This is a genomic window from Sphingobacterium sp. BIGb0165 (assembly GCF_024810095.1).
Classification (GTDB): domain Bacteria; phylum Bacteroidota; class Bacteroidia; order Sphingobacteriales; family Sphingobacteriaceae; genus Sphingobacterium; species Sphingobacterium detergens.
Genome location: NZ_JANUEB010000003.1, coordinates 473,067 through 491,496 on the forward strand (window position 1 = coordinate 473,067; position 18,430 = coordinate 491,496).

At 39.9% G+C, this 18,430-nt stretch carries 16 protein-coding genes and 1 tRNA gene; 9 read left to right on the forward strand and 8 right to left on the reverse strand.

The window, feature by feature from the left end; translation table 11 throughout:
* Positions 1-215 precede the first annotated feature (215 nt).
* The gene (locus tag M2408_RS08495; protein ID WP_259180814.1) at positions 216-1,067 is read left to right on the forward strand and encodes an alpha/beta hydrolase; all 852 of its coding nucleotides are present in this window, start codon (positions 216-218) and stop codon (positions 1,065-1,067) included.
* Positions 1,068-1,197: 130 nt separating this feature from the next.
* Here the strand turns inward: M2408_RS08495 and M2408_RS08500 are convergent, their stop codons facing one another.
* A complete protein-coding gene (locus M2408_RS08500) occupies positions 1,198-1,710 on the reverse strand; it encodes an ATP-binding protein (protein WP_259180816.1) in 513 nt (170 codons plus the stop codon).
* Between the two features lie 418 nt (positions 1,711-2,128).
* Here M2408_RS08500 and M2408_RS08505 point away from each other — a divergent pair, with 418 nt between their 5' ends.
* On the forward strand, positions 2,129-3,154 hold the full coding sequence (locus M2408_RS08505; protein WP_259180818.1) for a two-component regulator propeller domain-containing protein: 1,026 nt from the start codon (positions 2,129-2,131) through the stop codon (positions 3,152-3,154).
* 414 nt (positions 3,155-3,568) lie between these two features.
* Here the strand turns inward: M2408_RS08505 and M2408_RS08510 are convergent.
* The 4 genes from M2408_RS08510 to M2408_RS08525 all read right to left on the reverse strand — a co-directional run bounded on the left by M2408_RS08510 (position 3,569) and on the right by M2408_RS08525 (position 7,490).
* A tRNA-Lys gene (locus tag M2408_RS08510) sits at positions 3,569-3,644 on the reverse strand.
* 142 nt (positions 3,645-3,786) lie between these two features.
* Positions 3,787-4,065: a hypothetical protein gene (locus M2408_RS08515; RefSeq protein WP_259180819.1), complete on the reverse strand. Its 279-nt coding sequence runs from the start codon at positions 4,063-4,065 to the stop codon at positions 3,787-3,789.
* Between the two features lie 86 nt (positions 4,066-4,151).
* On the reverse strand, positions 4,152-6,992 hold the full coding sequence (locus tag M2408_RS08520; protein ID WP_259180821.1) for a heavy metal translocating P-type ATPase: 2,841 nt from the start codon (positions 6,990-6,992) through the stop codon (positions 4,152-4,154).
* Between the two features lie 264 nt (positions 6,993-7,256).
* A complete protein-coding gene (locus M2408_RS08525) occupies positions 7,257-7,490 on the reverse strand; it encodes a hypothetical protein (protein WP_259180823.1) in 234 nt (77 codons plus the stop codon).
* 268 nt (positions 7,491-7,758) lie between these two features.
* On the opposite strand from M2408_RS08525, the gene fbp reads away from it, so the two are divergent.
* Together fbp and M2408_RS08535 are read left to right on the forward strand one after the other, a co-directional pair.
* Complete coding sequence (gene fbp / locus M2408_RS08530) at positions 7,759-8,766, forward strand: class 1 fructose-bisphosphatase (RefSeq protein ID WP_120256995.1); 1,008 nt, start codon at positions 7,759-7,761, stop codon at positions 8,764-8,766.
* Between the two features lie 118 nt (positions 8,767-8,884).
* On the forward strand, positions 8,885-10,333 hold the full coding sequence (locus tag M2408_RS08535) for a L,D-transpeptidase family protein (RefSeq protein ID WP_259180830.1): 1,449 nt from the start codon (positions 8,885-8,887) through the stop codon (positions 10,331-10,333).
* Between the two features lie 55 nt (positions 10,334-10,388).
* Here M2408_RS08535 and M2408_RS08540 read toward each other — a convergent pair whose 3' ends face one another.
* The gene (locus M2408_RS08540) at positions 10,389-11,978 is read right to left on the reverse strand and encodes a DUF3943 domain-containing protein (protein WP_259180833.1); all 1,590 of its coding nucleotides are present in this window, start codon (positions 11,976-11,978) and stop codon (positions 10,389-10,391) included.
* A 169-nt stretch (positions 11,979-12,147) separates the two neighbouring features.
* On the opposite strand from M2408_RS08540, the gene M2408_RS08545 reads away from it, so the two are divergent.
* Positions 12,148-13,680 carry a SulP family inorganic anion transporter gene (locus M2408_RS08545; RefSeq protein ID WP_259180836.1) on the forward strand — a complete coding sequence of 511 codons (1,533 nt, stop codon included), beginning with the start codon at positions 12,148-12,150 and terminating at the stop codon, positions 13,678-13,680.
* A gap of 1 nt (position 13,681) precedes the next feature.
* On the opposite strand, the gene M2408_RS08550 is transcribed toward M2408_RS08545, so the two are convergent.
* Positions 13,682-14,272, reverse strand: coding sequence for a TPMT family class I SAM-dependent methyltransferase (locus M2408_RS08550; RefSeq protein ID WP_259180837.1), 591 nt, complete (start codon positions 14,270-14,272; stop codon positions 13,682-13,684).
* A gap of 240 nt (positions 14,273-14,512) precedes the next feature.
* Here M2408_RS08550 and M2408_RS08555 point away from each other — a divergent pair, with 240 nt between their 5' ends.
* Entirely contained in the window at positions 14,513-15,397 is an 885-nt protein-coding gene (locus M2408_RS08555) for a bestrophin family protein (RefSeq protein ID WP_259180839.1), read from the forward strand.
* A 118-nt stretch (positions 15,398-15,515) separates the two neighbouring features.
* Here the strand turns inward: M2408_RS08555 and M2408_RS08560 are convergent, their stop codons facing one another.
* Entirely contained in the window at positions 15,516-16,400 is an 885-nt protein-coding gene (locus M2408_RS08560; protein WP_259180841.1) for an NAD(P)-dependent oxidoreductase, read from the reverse strand.
* Positions 16,401-16,540: 140 nt separating this feature from the next.
* On the opposite strand from M2408_RS08560, the gene M2408_RS08565 reads away from it, so the two are divergent.
* The 3 genes from M2408_RS08565 to M2408_RS08575 all read left to right on the forward strand — a co-directional run bounded on the left by M2408_RS08565 (position 16,541) and on the right by M2408_RS08575 (position 18,424).
* A complete protein-coding gene (locus M2408_RS08565) occupies positions 16,541-16,897 on the forward strand; it encodes a helix-turn-helix domain-containing protein (protein ID WP_120259152.1) in 357 nt (118 codons plus the stop codon).
* 189 nt (positions 16,898-17,086) lie between these two features.
* On the forward strand, positions 17,087-17,614 hold the full coding sequence (locus M2408_RS08570) for a hypothetical protein (RefSeq protein ID WP_259180843.1): 528 nt from the start codon (positions 17,087-17,089) through the stop codon (positions 17,612-17,614).
* A 267-nt stretch (positions 17,615-17,881) separates the two neighbouring features.
* Positions 17,882-18,424, forward strand: coding sequence for a hypothetical protein (locus M2408_RS08575; RefSeq protein WP_259180845.1), 543 nt, complete (start codon positions 17,882-17,884; stop codon positions 18,422-18,424).
* The last annotated feature ends 6 nt before the right edge of the window (positions 18,425-18,430 follow it).

Genomic DNA, 18,430 nt, shown 5'->3' on the forward strand with positions numbered 1-18,430 from the left:
AAAAAAGCAATTATTTTACAGATCCGACGGGAGAAACAGGCTTCCGAAATGAGTAAGTAATCTACATACGCTTAGTATTGAGTTTTTTATGTAATGATCAACTTCAGGTTTTATAGCTGTTAAATTCCTGGTAATTATTTGGTTAAGTAGTGTTAAATAAACTGTGATATATAAGCGGAACAGGTATTTTTAAGCTAAGCAAAAATAAACATACTATGAAAGGTACTTTCGCTTATTTAATTATTTCGTCTTTTTTGATATTGATGGGTTGCCAGTCCCCAAAGGCTGACTCGGTCGAGAAAAGATCGTTAATAGATTCCTTTAAGATGACCTCTGTTAATGTCAAAGATGATTTCGATATCAAGGTTAGCTTGCCTGAGGAATACGGTACTTCGGGAAATAAATATCCTGTCGTATTCCTTTTAGATGCAAATCTATACTTTGATACATTTGCCCAAGCGCTCCGGGATTATGCGAATGTAGGCTTAGCTCCCCAGACTATACTTGTGGGGATCGGCTATAAAGATATTCCTGCAATGGATTCATTGCGGCAGCGTGACTACACCTATCCAACAGCGAAAGCGGAATATGAAATGAGTACAAGTGGCGGTGCTGATCAATTTTTGAGTTTTATTGAGAAGGAACTTTATGAACGGATTTCCAAATCTTATCGAATAGATAGTACAAATGTCATACTTTACGGACATTCCCTTGGGGGATATTTTACTTTATATTCGTTTTTAAAAGGATCAAGCGCTCCGGTTAGTAAGATAAATAAATTTATTGCTGCCAGTCCCTCTCTTCATTATAACGATTATTACCTGCTCTCTCTGACCAAACAGTACCCAAAAAAATCTGCTCATTCCAGGAAAGTTTATATCACTTATGGGGGAATTGAAAACACAGATGACCCAACTGGTTTAAGGCTTGAGGCGATTGCTGATACGCTTTACAAAAATATAGGGCGAGAAAACCTGGTTTTTGATATCTATTCTAATCTCGATCACATGGACACGCAGTTCCCTACATTTTTTAAAGGTTTAAATATGCTTATTAAGAACAATTGATCTCTGATACTATTGAGCGAAAAAACAATTTCGAATAGAGTTTTCCTTTCGCAAGTTTTAAGGAACCGCGCTTAAACTGTTTATAATAGATATTCAAAATTTAAATCGCTGATCGGCAATAGTTTATATGCTATGATGAAATTCTAGCCATTACCTGATGTCTTCGTTCTGATAATGTACCATATACTTCAATCACAGGTATTCCAAAATCTTCAATCCAATCACGGATTACATGATCAACCTGGTTTCTAATTTTTGACAGTTCTATCTGATGGTTTGGTATCAGATCCGGCTCTTCAATAGGAACAAAGACAAAAAGATCAATTTCTGCAATAAGTGTCTGAGCTGTTTCATAGAAATGTTGGACATTTCTATGTGGATCAAGAACATGAAGATAAGCTAAGATGTCAATGACACATCGGTCAAAGATTACATCGTCTCCACTTTCTAAAATCAGCTTGGCTGAACAATTAAATTGTTCAATGAAATCCTTGGGAGTGGGGACTTCTGAAAATTCATAACCTGAAAATTCCAATTGATAATATGGCTCTAGTTCGAGCGTATACCCCAGTAGGTTTTCCATAAGTTCTTCCGCCAATGTTGTTTTTCCAACCTTGTGTGCTCCAAATATTGCAATTCTCATATTTCAGTTTATTTTATGATCCTGTCGGGATTGGCTCAGTCCCAATATTCCCATGTACTTTCAATCACGGTGTCGATTACTATGGGCAATATACTCATCTTATTGTTAAGTGTATTTTCATCACTCAAATTTGGTATAAATATTACCAAATACAGGATAAGTAACACAGCACCGTCCTCGATACTGAAAGCTATGCAGGCTACTGACATACATACTATTTACGATATATTTACAAAGTTTACATTTTTATTTACCTTCCAAATTCCCCTCACTGAAAGATTCCAAAGTAAATTTGTTGCATCAAATGGATGTGAACAATAAAAATATTTTAAAGTTTGCTGAACAATGGAAAGCACAACTGCATGGAGAGTTATAAGAACTTTGCAGCTATTAACCTATTAAATCAAACAAATAAATTATGAAACAGCTACACGTATACGTATTACTCTTGGTTTTTAACATCTCCTGTGGACAGAACCAGACAAATGTACCACAAGATAATATTAGTAAAGGACACTACTCCGAGTCTCAATTTAAAGAAGCAGTTGCCTCCAAGGTGCCTATGAGTATGGTTCGGAATGTAAAGAAAGATCGGAACGGAAATATTTTGATCGCTTCTTATTTAGGCGTGTTTCGGTACGACGGGACATCTTTTACCAATCTGACAAATGAAATAATTTCACCCAGATTATCCAGCTTCTGGGATGTTCTGGAGGATCGAAAAGGAAATCTTTGGTTTGCTAGTAAGGACTCAGGTGCTTATTATTACAATGGCAAATCCTATCTGCATTTTACGACAAGGGATGGACTTGGCAGTAATTCAGCGCTTCATATTTATGAAGATAAAGCCGGTAATATTTGGTTTGGCACTAAAGGTGGCGCCAGCCGCTATGAGGGAAAGTCCTTTCGGAATTTTACAACGAAAGACGGACTGCCCAATAACGATATTAATGCTATCATGGAAGACAAAACCGGAAAATTATGGTTTGGTACAAGAGGTGAGGCCTGCTATTATGAGGGAAAGAAATTTACCGTTTTCAAAAACAAGGACGGTAAACCTTTTTGCAACGTTTGGTCAATAATCGAAGATAAAAAGGGAAATATTTGGTTCGGCGACGTTGATGGCCTTTGGCGCTACGATGGCAAAACCTTTACTAAGGTATCACAACGGGGGGCGTATGCTATAGTCGAAGATAAAAAGGGGAATATCTGGACTACCGGTGAAATAAATCCGAAGGCCTGGGCACTTTCACGTTATGATGTAAAGTCTTTGTACAATCAAGTGCCCACCGTAACCGAAATTAAGTCGGGAGGAAGAATGGATTTTTTGGGAATATTGGAGGCTAATGATGGAAGCATTTGGTTTGGATCTGGATCTGCGGTGCATCGTTATGACGGAAAGACCATCACGGACTTTAAAAGCAATGACAGGCAGAAAAACTAAACTGGAACTGTTATTTTCAGTCTTCTCTTCAATGTTTAAGACCGCCTATTCGGATATTCTTGTCACTTTGCTTGGGACAACATACTAATTGGCTTGCTATTTCTTTGCCGTTTGAAGCCTATTTTATTACCATTATACCAAAGAAACACCAAAGCAGAAGCAAGCCGGGTCCCTAGAAAGTAGCAAGAAAGTTCGAAGAAATGGCCTAGAATAAGCAATAAATAACCAAAGGATCACCAATAAATAAGCAAAGAAATAGTAACAAATAACCAACGGATAAGCAAAGAAATACTGCTGTTTTATTCTGGAATAGCTATAGAGATTAATAAATAAACCCCGAACCCAGCAGACCCTTCTTTCGAATCCTAATACGATTTAAACAAGAAAAGCTAATCTTGCGATTAGCTTTTCTTTTGGTGATCCCGCTGGGATTCGAACCCAGGACCCATACATTAAAAGTGTATTGCTCTACCAGCTGAGCTACGGAATCTTACTTCTTTGTTTTTGAACTATCGTTCCTTGTTTGAAGTGATGCAAAGATAGGGTTAATCCTTATTCCTCGCAACTATTTATGTGATAAAAATGCGTTTAATGTGTTTAAACCTTCATTTTTAGCTATTTATTTTTTATCACTAAGACAAAAAATCGCGATCTTCATCGGATAATGCGGACTTAGGGGCCTGATTGTCGTCTTCTGATTGATCAAAAACCGCCGTGTTTTCCTGCTGTTTCGTCTTTTTACCGCTTTTTAGGAGAAAGGCAAAGAGTACTCCCATCGCAAAAAATGTCAATAGGAGTTTCCATAATGCTACTTTGCTCTCCACAAAAAGATCAATATTGATCGTTTGCGGGTTTTTGACACAAACTAGCGTTACGATAACCGATAGAAGTATTAAAAGTATATTACGCATAATAAATAATGATAAATATATGTCATTAAGAATAGCGAATATAGTTAATTATCTATTTTCGTTGCTATCAAGCACCTTTCTTTTTGTTACTTCTTATCTACTTCTATTGTCGCACGGTTTAAGCGTAGTGAGTTTAAAATCACCGAAACGGAACTAAAGCTCATTGCAGCAGCAGCTATCATTGGTGATAACAGGATGCCAAAGCTCGGATATAGAAGCCCTGCAGCCAAGGGAATGCCCAAAATATTATAGATAAAGGCAAAGCCTAAATTCTCTTTGATATTTCGGAGTAGTTTCTTACTCAGTATTTTGGCTTTGGCGATGCCTATTAGGTCTCCCTGTAGCAGGGTCAGGGATGCACTTTGTATCGCTACATCTGTTCCTGTGCCCATAGCAATGCCAATATCGGCTTGCGCAAGGGCGGGAGCATCGTTAATACCATCACCAGCCATTGCCACAATATGTCCCTGTTCTTGTAGCTTATGTATTTCCTGTAATTTATCCTTCGGTAATGCATTTGCTTTGAAATGTTTGATACCGACCTGCTCGGCAACGGATTTTGCCGTGTGTGCATTGTCTCCAGTGAGCATAATTACATCTACATTGTGCTGAAGCAGGTAGTGAATGGCCTGTTTGGAAGAGGTCTTGATCTGATCGGAGATGCTCAAGTAGCCGAGTAAATCACTTCCTTTCGCGAGATAGGAAACAGTTTTGCCATTGGATTGGGCTGACTCGACAGCTTTTCGTATTTCGTTTGGGATGATCACCTGCACGGATTCCATCAACAATTGATTACCTAGGGCGATCAATTGGCCGTTAATATGTCCCTTGATACCTTGTCCGGCAACGTTTTCGAAGTCTGCAACCTGTTGTTCTATTTTGTTTCCTTCCTTTTTTGCTCGATCAATAATAGCTTGGCCGAGTGGGTGGGTGCTGTTGCTATTGAGAGCGGCGGCTAATGATAATATTTCGTTGATACTGCTCTTAGCGGTGGGTTGAATGTCATCAACGGTGGGTTTACCTTCAGTGATTGTTCCCGTCTTGTCTGTTAATACAACATCAACCTTGTTCATTTTTTCTAATGCACTGGCATCTTTGATCAAAATACCATTTTTGGCTCCCTTGCCTACACCGACCATGACGGACATCGGAGTTGCCAGACCAAGCGCACAAGGACAAGCAACAATAAGCACTGCCAATGCATTGGCGAAACCATAAGCCAATGATGGCGCAGGACCCCAGATCCACCAGGCGAAGAATGTCAACAAAGCGATAACGATCACAATTGGAACAAATATTTCAGATACCTTATCTGTGAGACGTTGGATTGGAGCTTTACTTCTGCTGGCATCATTGACCATCTGAATGATCTGAGCCAATAAGGTGTCTGAACCAATACGTTCTGCTTTCATGAGAAAACTTCGTTCACCGTTGATGGTTCCGGAACTGACTTTGTCACCTTCCTGCTTTTCGACAGGTAGGGGTTCGCCTGTCAGCATGGATTCATCAATGCTCGTCGTACCATTTGTAATCTGTCCATCGACAGGGATTTTATCTCCAGGTTTTACTTTCAGCGTATCACCGATCTTAATCTGATCGACTCCAATTTTTACGTCGACACCATTTTCAACCCGGGTAGCGTCAGAGGGGCTGAGTTTAATGAGCTCTTTGATAGCTGAATTGGTTTTGGAATGGGCTTTTGCTTCCATCACCTGCCCAAGGAGAACCAATGTTAGGATAACAGTAACAGACTCAAAATATAATGCGATATATCCGTGATGATTTTTTAGATCAGCCGGAAATAACTGCGGAAAAAACAGGCCAATAATACTATATACGAACCCAGCGCCAGCGCCAAGGGCAATCAAGCTAAACATATTCAGACGCCAGGTTTTAAAAGAAATCCAACCGCGTTGGAAAAAGGACCAACAGGTGTAGAAAACCACCGGCAGGGATAGAAATAATTGTATCCAGCCTGACCAATCCGGTGGAATTACTTTTCCGATCGGATTACCGGGAAGCATTTCTCCCATGGATAGTATAAATATCGGAACTGTAAACAGGATGGATAGCCACAGTTTCATCCGGAGATCTCTATAGGTCCTATCATCGTCGGTATCATTTCCTCCAGCGATAGGGACAAGATCCATACCACAGATCGGGCAGCTTCCAGGATGATCCTGAACAATTTCGGGGTGCATCGGACAGCTGTATTGTGTGCTTTTGGTTAATTCGGGGACTTTCTCCAAGTTCATCCCACAAACTGGGCAGTTGCCCGGTTGATCATAGAGCTTGTCGCCCTCACAATGCATGGGACAGTAGTATTTTCCAGCTGAACCCACTTTCTGTTGATTGGGTTTTGCAGCGGCAGAATGGTCGTTGTGAGCATGCTTATGCTGGTCATGCCCATGTTGTACCGATTCATGTTGGTGATGGTTATGATCCTGTGCTACAGATTGATGTTGTGTTCCAACATGATTATGCTGCTGTTCCATCTTTGTCTGTGCGACAACTGTTGGAGCTTGGTCCGCACTGTGCCTATGATCAGGATAATGATGTTTGTTTTCAATATTTTCCATCGGTACAAGGTACATCCCACAAACTGGACAGCTTCCCGGTTGATCGTAGGTTTTATCACCTTCACAGTGCATGGGGCAATAGTACTTGCTTGACGCAGACAGCTTTGGTTGTTCCGTATTGGGGGTTTCATGTACAGGTTTATTGAGTTCGTCAATATGATAATTACCTAATTTAGCGAGGGTTTCCTGTAGTTGTTCCGTCGAAATTTCTTTTGCAGATTCTATTGTCAGTAGCGGTGGGTCTAGCGTAACTTTAGCCTGAACTTCAGGAAGCTGATTGATGGCATTCTCAATTGTTGTTCTACACCCGTCACAGGACATGCCTGAAAGTTTATATTGGTATTGCATAGCATTTTGTTGTACAATAAATTTAAGGGGTATTGCTTGGGTAATGTTATACTTTTACACTGTTTATTTGTAATATTTCAAAGCGTATATCCATTCTTTCGGAAAGGAAATCAATCTGTTGGATAAACGATGATCTCGATACCACACCTAAAATAAACAAACAAAGTGGGCTATTTGTTTAGTGTGACAATACCCAACGAAACAGGAGTGGCGACGGGGAGGATAAAGGATGAGTTAAGCTGTATTGGGGACCACAATCGGCTTCTAGGAGAGCAGCATGGCTTCTGGATGCTTCATTAAGCTCTGGACAGTTAGTTTGTCTGCTAACAATGCTTCGTGAAAAGGTGCTGGAACCATTATTTTAAAGGTTTTACGCGCTGTTTTAACGAAAAAAAGTGCACCATGGCTGACCTGCTTGTCGTCAATAATCAACGTATGTTGCGTAACAAGTTGGCTACCTAGTTTTTCCTTTTCAACGAGCTGTATAAGTTGTTGCATTGTATCAATCTGTTTTGCCAAAATTACCAAATACTTATCATTTTTTAGTTTTTTTTTATTTGGTAATATTTAAAAGATATCTACTTCTTGCTGTGCTTTGTTATCTTTTTGTAGTTGATAATCGTTTTAGCAAATGAAAGTTTTCAAGGAAATGCGCAATCGATTGCGCATTTCGTCTGCTAAAGTTTAGCTGAACAGGGGTTTGGCTTTGCTAAAATCTGTTTTACTTTTTTAGCTTTGTGCAACAAATATCCAATAAAACACTATTATGAGTGGTATAACAACACTAGGTCAATTTATTATTGAAAAACAAGCCGATTTTCCATACGCTAAAGGCGAGCTGTCCAGACTCTTGCGTGATATCGGAATTGCAGCAAAAATTGTTAATAGAGAAGTCAATAAGGCTGGATTGGTTGATATCCTGGGGGATGCAGGTCAAACCAATATTCAGGGGGAAGGGCAGAAAAAACTGGATGTGTATGCTGATGAGCAATTTATTAAAGCGCTCCAAAGTGGGGGAGAATGCTGCGTGGTTGCTTCTGAGGAACATGAAAATCCAGTTTACATGCAGTCTGGAGTTTCTAAAAATGCAAAATATATTGTTTGTATAGATCCACTGGATGGTTCGAGTAATATTGATGTGAATGTTTCTGTAGGTACCATTTTTTCGATCTACCGTCGGCTTTCGGATACCGGAGTATCGTGCAATAGCAATGATATCCTGCAACATGGAACCAAGCAGGTTGCAGCAGGATATGTAATTTATGGAAGTTCAACGATGTTGGTTTATACCACTGGAAAAGGTGTGAATGGTTTTACATTGGATCCTTCGATTGGTGAATTCTGCCTATCACATCCCGATATGAAGATTCCAGAAGCTGGCCATATTTATTCGATCAATGAGGGAAACTATTCTAAATTTCCGAATGGCGTTAAGCAATATATCAAATACTGCCAAATGGAAGATGCTTCTACCCAGCGCCCCTATGCGTCACGTTATATTGGTTCTATGGTTGCCGACATTCATCGTAATCTATTGAAAGGAGGGATATTTCTTTACCCAACCACCTCTGCCCACCCAAATGGTAAACTGCGATTGATGTATGAGTGTAATCCGATCGCTTTTATTATTGAACAAGCCGGAGGTAAAGCGACCAATGGATATCAACGTATTTTAGATATTGAACCAAAGACATTACACCAACGAACGGCAGCTTTTTTGGGGAACTCCGAGATGGTCGAGCTCCTCGAAGATTTCCTGCAAAAACAGCAGTAATTCATTCTGTAGTGATTCAATGACAGGTAAAATTCGTTTGCCAATAAGAATTATTTATCTTTGTGATCAGAAAATGGCTTCATTATTGCGAAGCCATTTCTTTTTCATTATTTGTTGTATGTTACGTATTTTAGTTTTTATTTCCTTCGTTTCAATTGTATTTTTTTCCTGTAAAGAGAATCCGCCGACTTATGGCGATGTGCTCGCAAAGGGTTTTGAGCAAAAATCCTATAAAGAATTTGATACGACGGCCTATCTGAAGGTATTCCATGAGGTGTATGGTAAACAGAAGTCCAAACTGCATAATCCGAGTTGGATGAAAGAGTTGTCTGACTCTACCGAGGGGATGACTTTAATCGCTGGCCATCTATTCGATGGTAGTATTGATACGCTATTGAATTATTTTGAACGAAGCGAAAAACATGGGATTCGTAGCAGTTACTTTCATACAACAGAGATCAAGGAAACTTTATTTTCTCTGCGCAAACTGAAGCCTAAGGATGTAGCGGAATCTTATCCGCTTCTGGCCAAATTGGATCTTTTAGGGACAGATGGCTTAGTGGCTTATGTAAGCAGTATAAAATATGGTGTAATCAATCCAAAACGTTTGTATGGAAGGTATTTTGTTCCTCAAAAACGTATGAACTATGCTGGCGTTGTGCATCTCTTGGATAGTGTGGCGATTGGACCATTAATGGCTGGTATTCAGCCAAAAAACCAGTATTACATTCAATTTCAGGATTTGTTGCAAAACGGCAATCTGGATAATGCGCAAAGAACGAAAGTACTGATGGTGCTTGAAAAATTACGTTGGATGGGGGAGTCTTTCCCAGAGAAATATGTTTTTGTCAATATTCCTGAACAACGACTACACATCATGGAAGAGGGAAAAACCAGCCAATTGATGAATGTATGTGTTGGCGAAACCGATAATCCGGCATATACCCGTAAAGGTGAAAACCATGAAACTCCGGTCATGCAGGGCATCTTGGATGCCATGCAGGTCAACCCTGTATGGAATATCCCAAGTAGTATTGTGAAAAAAGAATTATTGGCAAGTGTACGGAACAATCCGAACTATCTTGCTTCACGTAATATGGTGGCATATTATAAAGGAAAGCAGGTGGATCCCAGTACCGTAAATTGGCAATCCGATTCGGTGGAGAAATTCCGCTTTAAACAAAATCCGGGTTCAGACAATTCGTTGGGCAATGTGAAATTTTTGTTTGAAAATGCTTATTCGATCTATCTCCATGATACACCTGCCAAACAAATGTTTGGACAGACCAACCGCGCTGTGAGCCATGGTTGTGTACGTGTTGAGAAGCCTGTAGATTTGGCCGGTTACTTGGTCAATAATGAAAAGCAGGCTGAGAAGATTGCAAAAGAGATTACAACGGATTCTATCACCAAGTCGCGTTGGGTAACACTGAAACGTCAGATGCCTGTATACCTGACTTATTATACAACCTGGCTTGACGATGAGGGTAAAATGGTTTCTTATCCAGATATCTATGGGTATGACCCACGTTTGAAAGAGGCGATGAAAAAATATTGGTCAAATTAAAAAGAAGACCTAACCGGAAGAAGGTTAGGTCTTTTTTCTAATCGTTTGGTTTGTCTTAGTATTCGGAGTTGTAGGCTAGAGCCAAACGAATAAAAGGATAATCTTTATTGACATTGTTATGGTCTTTGTAATGGCCTTCAAGTCTAAAATATCCGGAGTAAAGGTTGACCCCAAAGTTTTTCCAGATCCGTACAGATGCACTGGTGGATGCGGTATGAAGATAGTGGTGAGATTTGTTGCCACTGATCGTGACGAAATATCCACCCCGGTAATCTATACCAAATTTGAAGCGATTGAGTGTACTTAGTGTTGCTGATGCCCGGACATCTGCTCCAGGGCCATAATCGTAGGTACGACTTTCGCCAAAATGAAGATAGGGATCCGGTACTGCGGCCAGTACGACTGGGCCACCGCCCAGAATGGTGGTCAACTTGGTCCGTTTACTGATGTTATAATTGGAAAAAATATTGTAATTGATACTTTGTGACCCATAATAGAACGCTTCATTACGCAAAAAGTCAAAATGAGCAGAAACGATACCGCGATGTCGGCCTGTTAAATTGGATAATATTCGATTCCCATAGAGAGAAGCGTAAACATTAACTGCATTGACCATAGAGCTGTCATCTGATCCAATCTCAAGATTTAGAAAGAAGTCGTCAAATGGTTTCTTTTTATCGACATCATCGTTGTTGTAAATCAGTTTAATGCGCGCGTAGATGTCATTCTTTCCCCGGCTCAGGACATTATGCTCCTTGGCATCAAATCTGCGGATTCCCAACTCCACCTCAGTATGGACCGAAGAACTGTCAACTACGGCCCCTTTGGTTGTATTTCCCCAACGGCCGTCGAGCAGCCGATTTAAACCATTCATCGGATTGATCAACATTGCCAAAATTTCCTTTTTATTACGTTGTCCTTTCGTAAGGCTTGGCCTGGCGAGCACATGGTGTGAAAGACGATGAGTCATCTCACCGAGAATTGTTCCGCCAAAACTAGTATTGATAATATCATTGATCGAAGGTGGCTCTGTCTCACCTGCTGTCTCCCAGATGTAACTTCCGGCGACTGTCGCAAGCGTAGATTGTAGGAAACTAAAATTGTTGGATCTAAATGAATTGAAATAGAACTGACCATGGTAGGGGTGCGCGATCTGATTCGTAGCAAAGAGATTGTCATCCCAAGTCCAAGCGGAAAACTTCAAATGACTGAAGAAATTTTTGAAAGAAATATGGGAGACAGGATCTTTCCGAATGAAATAATTGACTGAGGCAGGTATGGCCTGAATAGAAAACCATTCGATTCCAGCCCTTAGAAAGTTTTTCTTTTGATAATTTACGATACTATCGGGTAATTTGGCATTGATCCGATCGGAAATCCATTTCGTCTGTTGCATCGATACGGTGATGCTATCCGTCATTTTTTTTTTGGGGCCGATAGGAATTATACTGTCTGTTGATGATTTTAGCTGCGTGCTGTCTGTTAGCAATGAGGGATTTAAGATTGAAAATGGTACGACAGACTGACTCGTATAAGTGGATCCGCTAGCTGTGGAATTAGCAAAGCCCAAGGTTCCAAAAAGGGTAGTAAATAGATTTATAAATAAAAATAAAATAGAGCGATATGTACCTAAATGTTGTTTCATAAGGGTTAATATACTGTTTTGCAATAAAACTTGTAATGAATAACAAATAGTTGCTAAAAGTGTTTTTAGGATTGTGATTTCTTTGTGTTTTAGCTGCGCATAGCTTGCTGATTTGCGGTACGGATTGTTACCTTTGCAGGGCTTTATTACTGTTCAACTAATTTTTGATATGAACAATACCTTTGAATTTTTTAATGTGCGATCCATCAATTTTAAGAATGAGCTATTTGCTGGTTTGACGGTTGCCATGACCATGATACCGGAATCACTTTCATTTGCAATATTAGCGGGCTTGCCTCCTCTGACGGGGCTTTATGCGGCCTTTTTAATGGGGCTTGTGACGGCAGTTTTGGGAGGAAGACCGGGTATGGTATCTGGTGGGGCCGGTGCGACTATTGTCGTTCTGATGGCGCTTGCAGCAAGTCATGGTATCGATTACCTTTTCGCAGCTGTGGTCCTGGCAGGTATATTGCAATTTTTGGTCGGTCTTTTTAAATGGGGTAAATTTGTTCGGCTGATTCCGCAGCCCGTTATGTATGGTTTCTTGAACGGATTGGCCATTATTATTTTCATGGCGCAGGTTGTCCAATTTAAAGTGAGCAGTGGAACAGGCACAGCCTGGATGTCGGGGTCGACATTATATATTATGGGTGGACTTACATTGTTAACGATGTTGATTGTGATCGGTTTTCCTCGGCTGACAAAAGCAATTCCTGCCTCGTTAATCGCTATTTTAGTCGTTTTTGGTCTGGTTTCCCTGCTGGGCATTGAAACCAAGAAGGTCGTGGACATCGCTTCAGTCAGCGGATCACTGCCACATTTTCATCTGCCCAATGTTCCCTGGAATTGGGAGACATTGCAATTGATCTTTCCATATTCCCTGGTGATGGCTGCTGTGGGGCTTGTTGAGTCTCTTTTAACCCTTAATATGGTTGATGAAATTACAGCTAGCAAGGGGGACGCAAATCGTGAGTCCATGGCGCAGGGGATAGCAAATGCGATTAATGGATTTTTTGGTGGAATGGGGGGATGTGCCATGGTGGCCCAGACGTTGGTGAATCTGAATGCCGGTGCACGGACCCGACTATCTGCTTTTATCGGGGCCATAACAATCCTAGTGATTATCCTGGTCGGTGCTCCTTTTATTGAGCAGATCCCAATGGCAGCACTTGTCGGGGTGATGATGATGGTTGCGATCGGAACTTTTCAATGGGTGAGTTTCCGTATCATCAATAAATTTCCGAAATCAGATATTTTCGTTGGTATTCTTGTTGCTGGAATAACAGTGTTATTGCACAATTTGGCCTTAGCTGTACTTGTTGGTGTCGTTGTGTCGGCATTGGTTTTTGCCTGGGATAATGCGAAACGGATACGGGCCAGAAAATACCTCGACCAAGATGGTATAAAGCATTATGAAATATATGGTCCTCTTTTTTTCGGATCTACCGCTAATTTTTTGGATAAGTTTGATATCTCTGAGGATCCCGATCGCGTCATTTTGGATTTTAAGGAAAGTAGGGTAGTGGACATGTCTGCTGTGGATGCGTTAAATAAAATCACGGAGCGTTATGCCGCACAACAGAAGAAGATAGAGCTTTGGCATCTCAGTGAGGATTGTCGCTCTTTACTCAAAAATGCCGAGGGAATCGCTATCGTTAATATTATGGAGGATCCGACTTATCAGGTGATGCCAGGTAAATAAGCTATTTCTTCCTTAATGCAATGAAAAGCTCACTACCTTGTCGTTGGGGTATGCTGTTAAAACAGTCCTCCATTTTTAAAATATCAAAGGCTACCTGAAACAGTCGTTGATATTCCGTTTTGTTTCCGCCAAAGGGTGGCCCTACTGATTCAAATGCTCTGTTAAACAATAGACCTGCAAGGATACCATGTGGATGGAGCAGATCGGCCATTTTGTTACTGTATTTTTCACGTAGAATCGGATCTAATGCACAGAAAAAAGTCTGCTCGAGAATATAATTGTATTTTTCGCCATGTTCAAAAAAATCTTCGCAGATAATCCGGAGCGGTGCAGCTTCACCAAACTCTTTTTGAACCTGATTGACTAATGTTGGTGCGATATCAAGTAAAGTGATATTTTTAAACCCTTTGTCAAGTAGCGCTTTCGCTTCGTATGCATTTCCACAGCCAGGGATCAAAATAGAAGCCTCTTTGGGAATCACCGTTTCCGCATATTCGATTAATGCCGGTGAGGCATAACCGATATCCCAGCCGGTCTCCCTGTTTTTATAGCGATTGTCCCAATATTCTTTATCCAAATCCAATATATCCATCGTATTATACGCCTGTTAAATCAAGCGGATACAATTTAAGGAAATCTTGTATAATACGGCATTATTTTTGTTTTTTACCTGAAAAATCTGTCCATAAGATTCGTAATAATCTCAATAGAGATGATAAAAAATAATTCGCTTTATTGTAGGTTTTTAACATTTTGTTTTTAGTCTTTTAAAACAAAAAAACAACTTTCGGATTTATATGATGTATTATTTCAACTAAAGAACGATTGTTATATGTTACTTAATAGGAGGATCTCTGTCTCATACTTCTTAAAAACCATTCAGACTGATCTGGTTCGAATTGTATTTTTTGGCTGTCTGGTGGGCCTACTGGCAAAACACAAAGACTTTCTCACATTGGAAATTCCCTTATCTTTAATTGCCATCGTTGGTACAGCCATATCGCTTTTGTTGGCTTTTCGAACTGCGCAATCTTACGATAGATGGTGGGAAGCTCGTATCGTTTGGGGTGGAATTGTCAATGATTCACGTAGCTTAATTCGTCTTTTGCAGACTTTTATCAGTAAAGATCAGGATATACATCTAAAAATGTTTGTTGAAAGACAGATTATATGGAATTATGCCTTGAGCGAATCGCTGCGAAAGGAGCCGTATTCAAAACGAGTAAGCGACTATTTGGAAAATCATCAAATCAAGGACACCAATGCTGTTTACGGAATTTTAAATGCGCATGGAAAGCATTTGCGTTTATTGGCCCAGGAGGGGTTGATTACTGAATTTCGGCAGGTTGCTGCAGACGAGATTCTAACGCGGTTTTCGGATTCAATGGGGCGATGTGAGCGGATAAAAAATACGGTTTTTCCGGTGTCCTATGGTAAGCTGATCCATTTTCTGATTTATCTATTTGCGCTCTTATTACCCTTTAGTCTGAATGATGATGTTATCTTGGTCAAAATGATGCTGACGATCGGAATTCCCATTATTTTTATTATTATCGAGCGTACAGCCATCTTAATGCAAGATCCTTTTGAAAATAAACCCATGGATACGCCGATGACAACGATATGCCAGACCATTGAGATGAATCTATTGGAAGCTATTGGCGAACCTACTCCAAAACCAACTGCACCTGCCGAGCAATTCTATTATATTCTTTAATTGGTTGATCGTAAATCTTAGTTATAATCGGATAGCTTGCTCACCAGATTTGGTTTCATAAAGCTATCCGATTATAAAGTTTTTGTGTTGAGCTACTTTTAGGTGATCGGGCTCCTGGCTATTGCGGTGTTCGCAATGTCTTAATTACGGCAGCAAATTCTTCCTGTTCATAACCCGCATCTTTTGCTCTTTTGAGCCAATTTGCTGCAAACTGGGGAAATTCAGTATTTATTCCACTTAATTTTGCTGTTGCAAGGATTCTTTCTGTTGCCTCTACGGAGATGGCGAGTGGGCTTTGGGAAAGCTTAAAATCTCCGCTACTGATCACAGCCCCCTCATGCTTTAAAAATTCGCCCATTCCCGGAGCAATTTCTGCGATGATATTGCCATATTCCCTGACGTCAAAATTTTCAGATTCGGCAATTAAAGCACCATGTAGAAAACCTGCTGCTGCGCCGTAGATATAGGAAAGTGTAGCTGTGTCCATGGCTGCTGCTGCACCAATATTTTCGCCTAGATATTTTAGATTCCCACCCAGAATTTTCAATGTATCTTCGATTTCAAGATATTTTCTGCTATTGCCCGAAAACAGTATTGTTGTATCCGGCTGCGCCATCTGTTCTGGCGCCACCTGTATCGCTCCATCAAGGTAATCGGCTGTTTTACCATTAAACCAGGTTTCGCTTAAACGTGCTTCCTGCGATGTACCTGTAGTCAATTGCACAATGAGTTTACCCGCTAATGTATTCCCTGTTTCGATTGATGAAAAAAGATCATTCGCTACCGAATAGTTATGAACGATAACAACACTCACTGGGCTCGCCTCAATGGCTTCGCTGATGTTTTTCGCTAGTCGAGCACCTTCTTTTACCAGTTGATCTGCTTTAGCGGCGGTTCGATTGAATACGGTGACCTGAAAACCTTTTTGTAGATAGAGCTGCGCTATTTTTATACCCATTGGACCTAGGCCAATAATGCTGATTTGATTTTTCAATGTTTCCATGTGTTTCTTTATTTGTTTTTATACAACAAATATGAGGACAAGCCGGTACGCTGGCAATAAGGGAAAAAGGATTCACCCAAGGAAAAATTATTCCCTATGGAATTGCAAAATTCAGTAGTTTTAATGAAAATTATGAAATTATGTATAGTAGAAAGATTCCCGAAGATCTTGACTGTGGCATAGTCGTCACAATGAAAATACTTGGTGGAAAATGGAAAGCCTGTATATTGGATGGTATCAACAAAGGTATAAAACGTCCCAGTGAATTGCATCGTGCTATTCATGATGCGAGCCCAAGAGTAATCAATATGCAGCTTCATGAATTGGAACAAGCTGGTATTATCGTGAAGAAAATTTATCAAGGACTTCCGCTTAAAGTAGAGTATAGCCTGACTGACTTGGGGATTAGCTTATTGCCAGTCATAGCAATCATTGATAAATGGGGTATTGAAAACAACCATTTGGTTGAAAATTTGAGAGAGCAGATTGTAGGCTGATACCGAAACCTGAAAATCATGAAAACAGACATATTGTAAAAGGACAATAGCGAATTGTAAATAAATCTATTATTGTGGCGGTAGTGAACTAGCTTTATCCCAACAGTCAGATAAGATAAGACCTGTTGGGCCTTGATAAGGGACAATTTGAAAAATAGCCTGCTGTTAATCCAGAAAAGATAATTGTATATGAAACAGCCACTACAAGCTGAAGCCTTTAACTTTGATCGAATACTTTCGTATAGCTTATATACCGTTTTGATTTCTTTTGCGCTCATGTTCGCTAGCACACTATTAATTCGCAATATTCATCCCTTATGGAATGCGGTCTTAGTCATAGGTTTCCCGTATTCATTATTTGTGTCGAAAATAAAATCGAGCGCAGATGTTATGATTTTTGAGGAAAACCAAATCATTGTGAACGGGAAAAACATCGCTATTCAAGATATTGAATTCTTTCGCATATTTGATTCGTTAAGGTTATATTTTGCATTGCGAATAACTTTAAAAACAGGCCAACAGTATATTCACTACCTTCCAGTTTCGGCAAAGCAAGATCTGGAAAACTATTTTGAAAAAGAGGAGGTAGGGAGCAGCAAAGGATCTTTTGATTTTATTGCCAAATATTATTCTTTATTGTATGTTTTACCAGTCATGATATTGCTAGGATTAGCTTATTCATTAGGTACGCAACTGTATTATTATTTGCAGTATTGATAAAATAAGGATTTCATAAAAACGGATAAAAGTAGTAATGAACAAACTGTGAGGGGAAAGAGCGCTTAAATTAAGTCAATTCCTGTACGAGTCTAGCTCCGAAACGTTGTAATTGATAGACGGATATTCATTGGGTTCAGGCGAATATTAGACCGGTCTAAAAGTGGTGCCAGCTTATTCTATATTTGATTGTTGGGTTTGTTATCTCAGGATACTGCTACAACAACAGAATGGTTTAATTAAGGTATTACTTTTAATGATAATAATATGAAAACAATGAAAATGACAGTGATGACACTGCTAATAGCTGCGACTTTTGCGATATCAAGTTGTGGTGGAGGAAAGGATCAACCGGCAACTCCAATTAATGCAGATCAGTTTGAAAAACTAAATCAAAACAAGGATAATGCTGGTAAGCGCTTTAGTTTAACAGGATACCCTTACCTTAACAGTGACGTAACAGTCCGTAGCGATATGGAAATTGCTGTTTCGTTGTATTCCGAACCAAAAGGAAAAGGTGATTATATCGGCAGTATAGATTTGGGGTATAAGGACAATAAAAACGGAATGTATATCCCGGAGAAGTTCACTGCAGAGGATTTGCAGGTTTTTGATAATGAAGGAAATAGTCTTGGGATAAATGATAAAATTACCATTTCTTTCGAGATGGATCTGGATACCAAACGTCCACCAAGAACGGGTATTAAAAAATTGGAAAAAGACGAAAATGGCAATCCAAAGATGGTTGAACAGCAGCCTACATACTATGGAGATGGGCCATCTGATATAAAAATCGAAAAGGCGAAATAGTTGCTT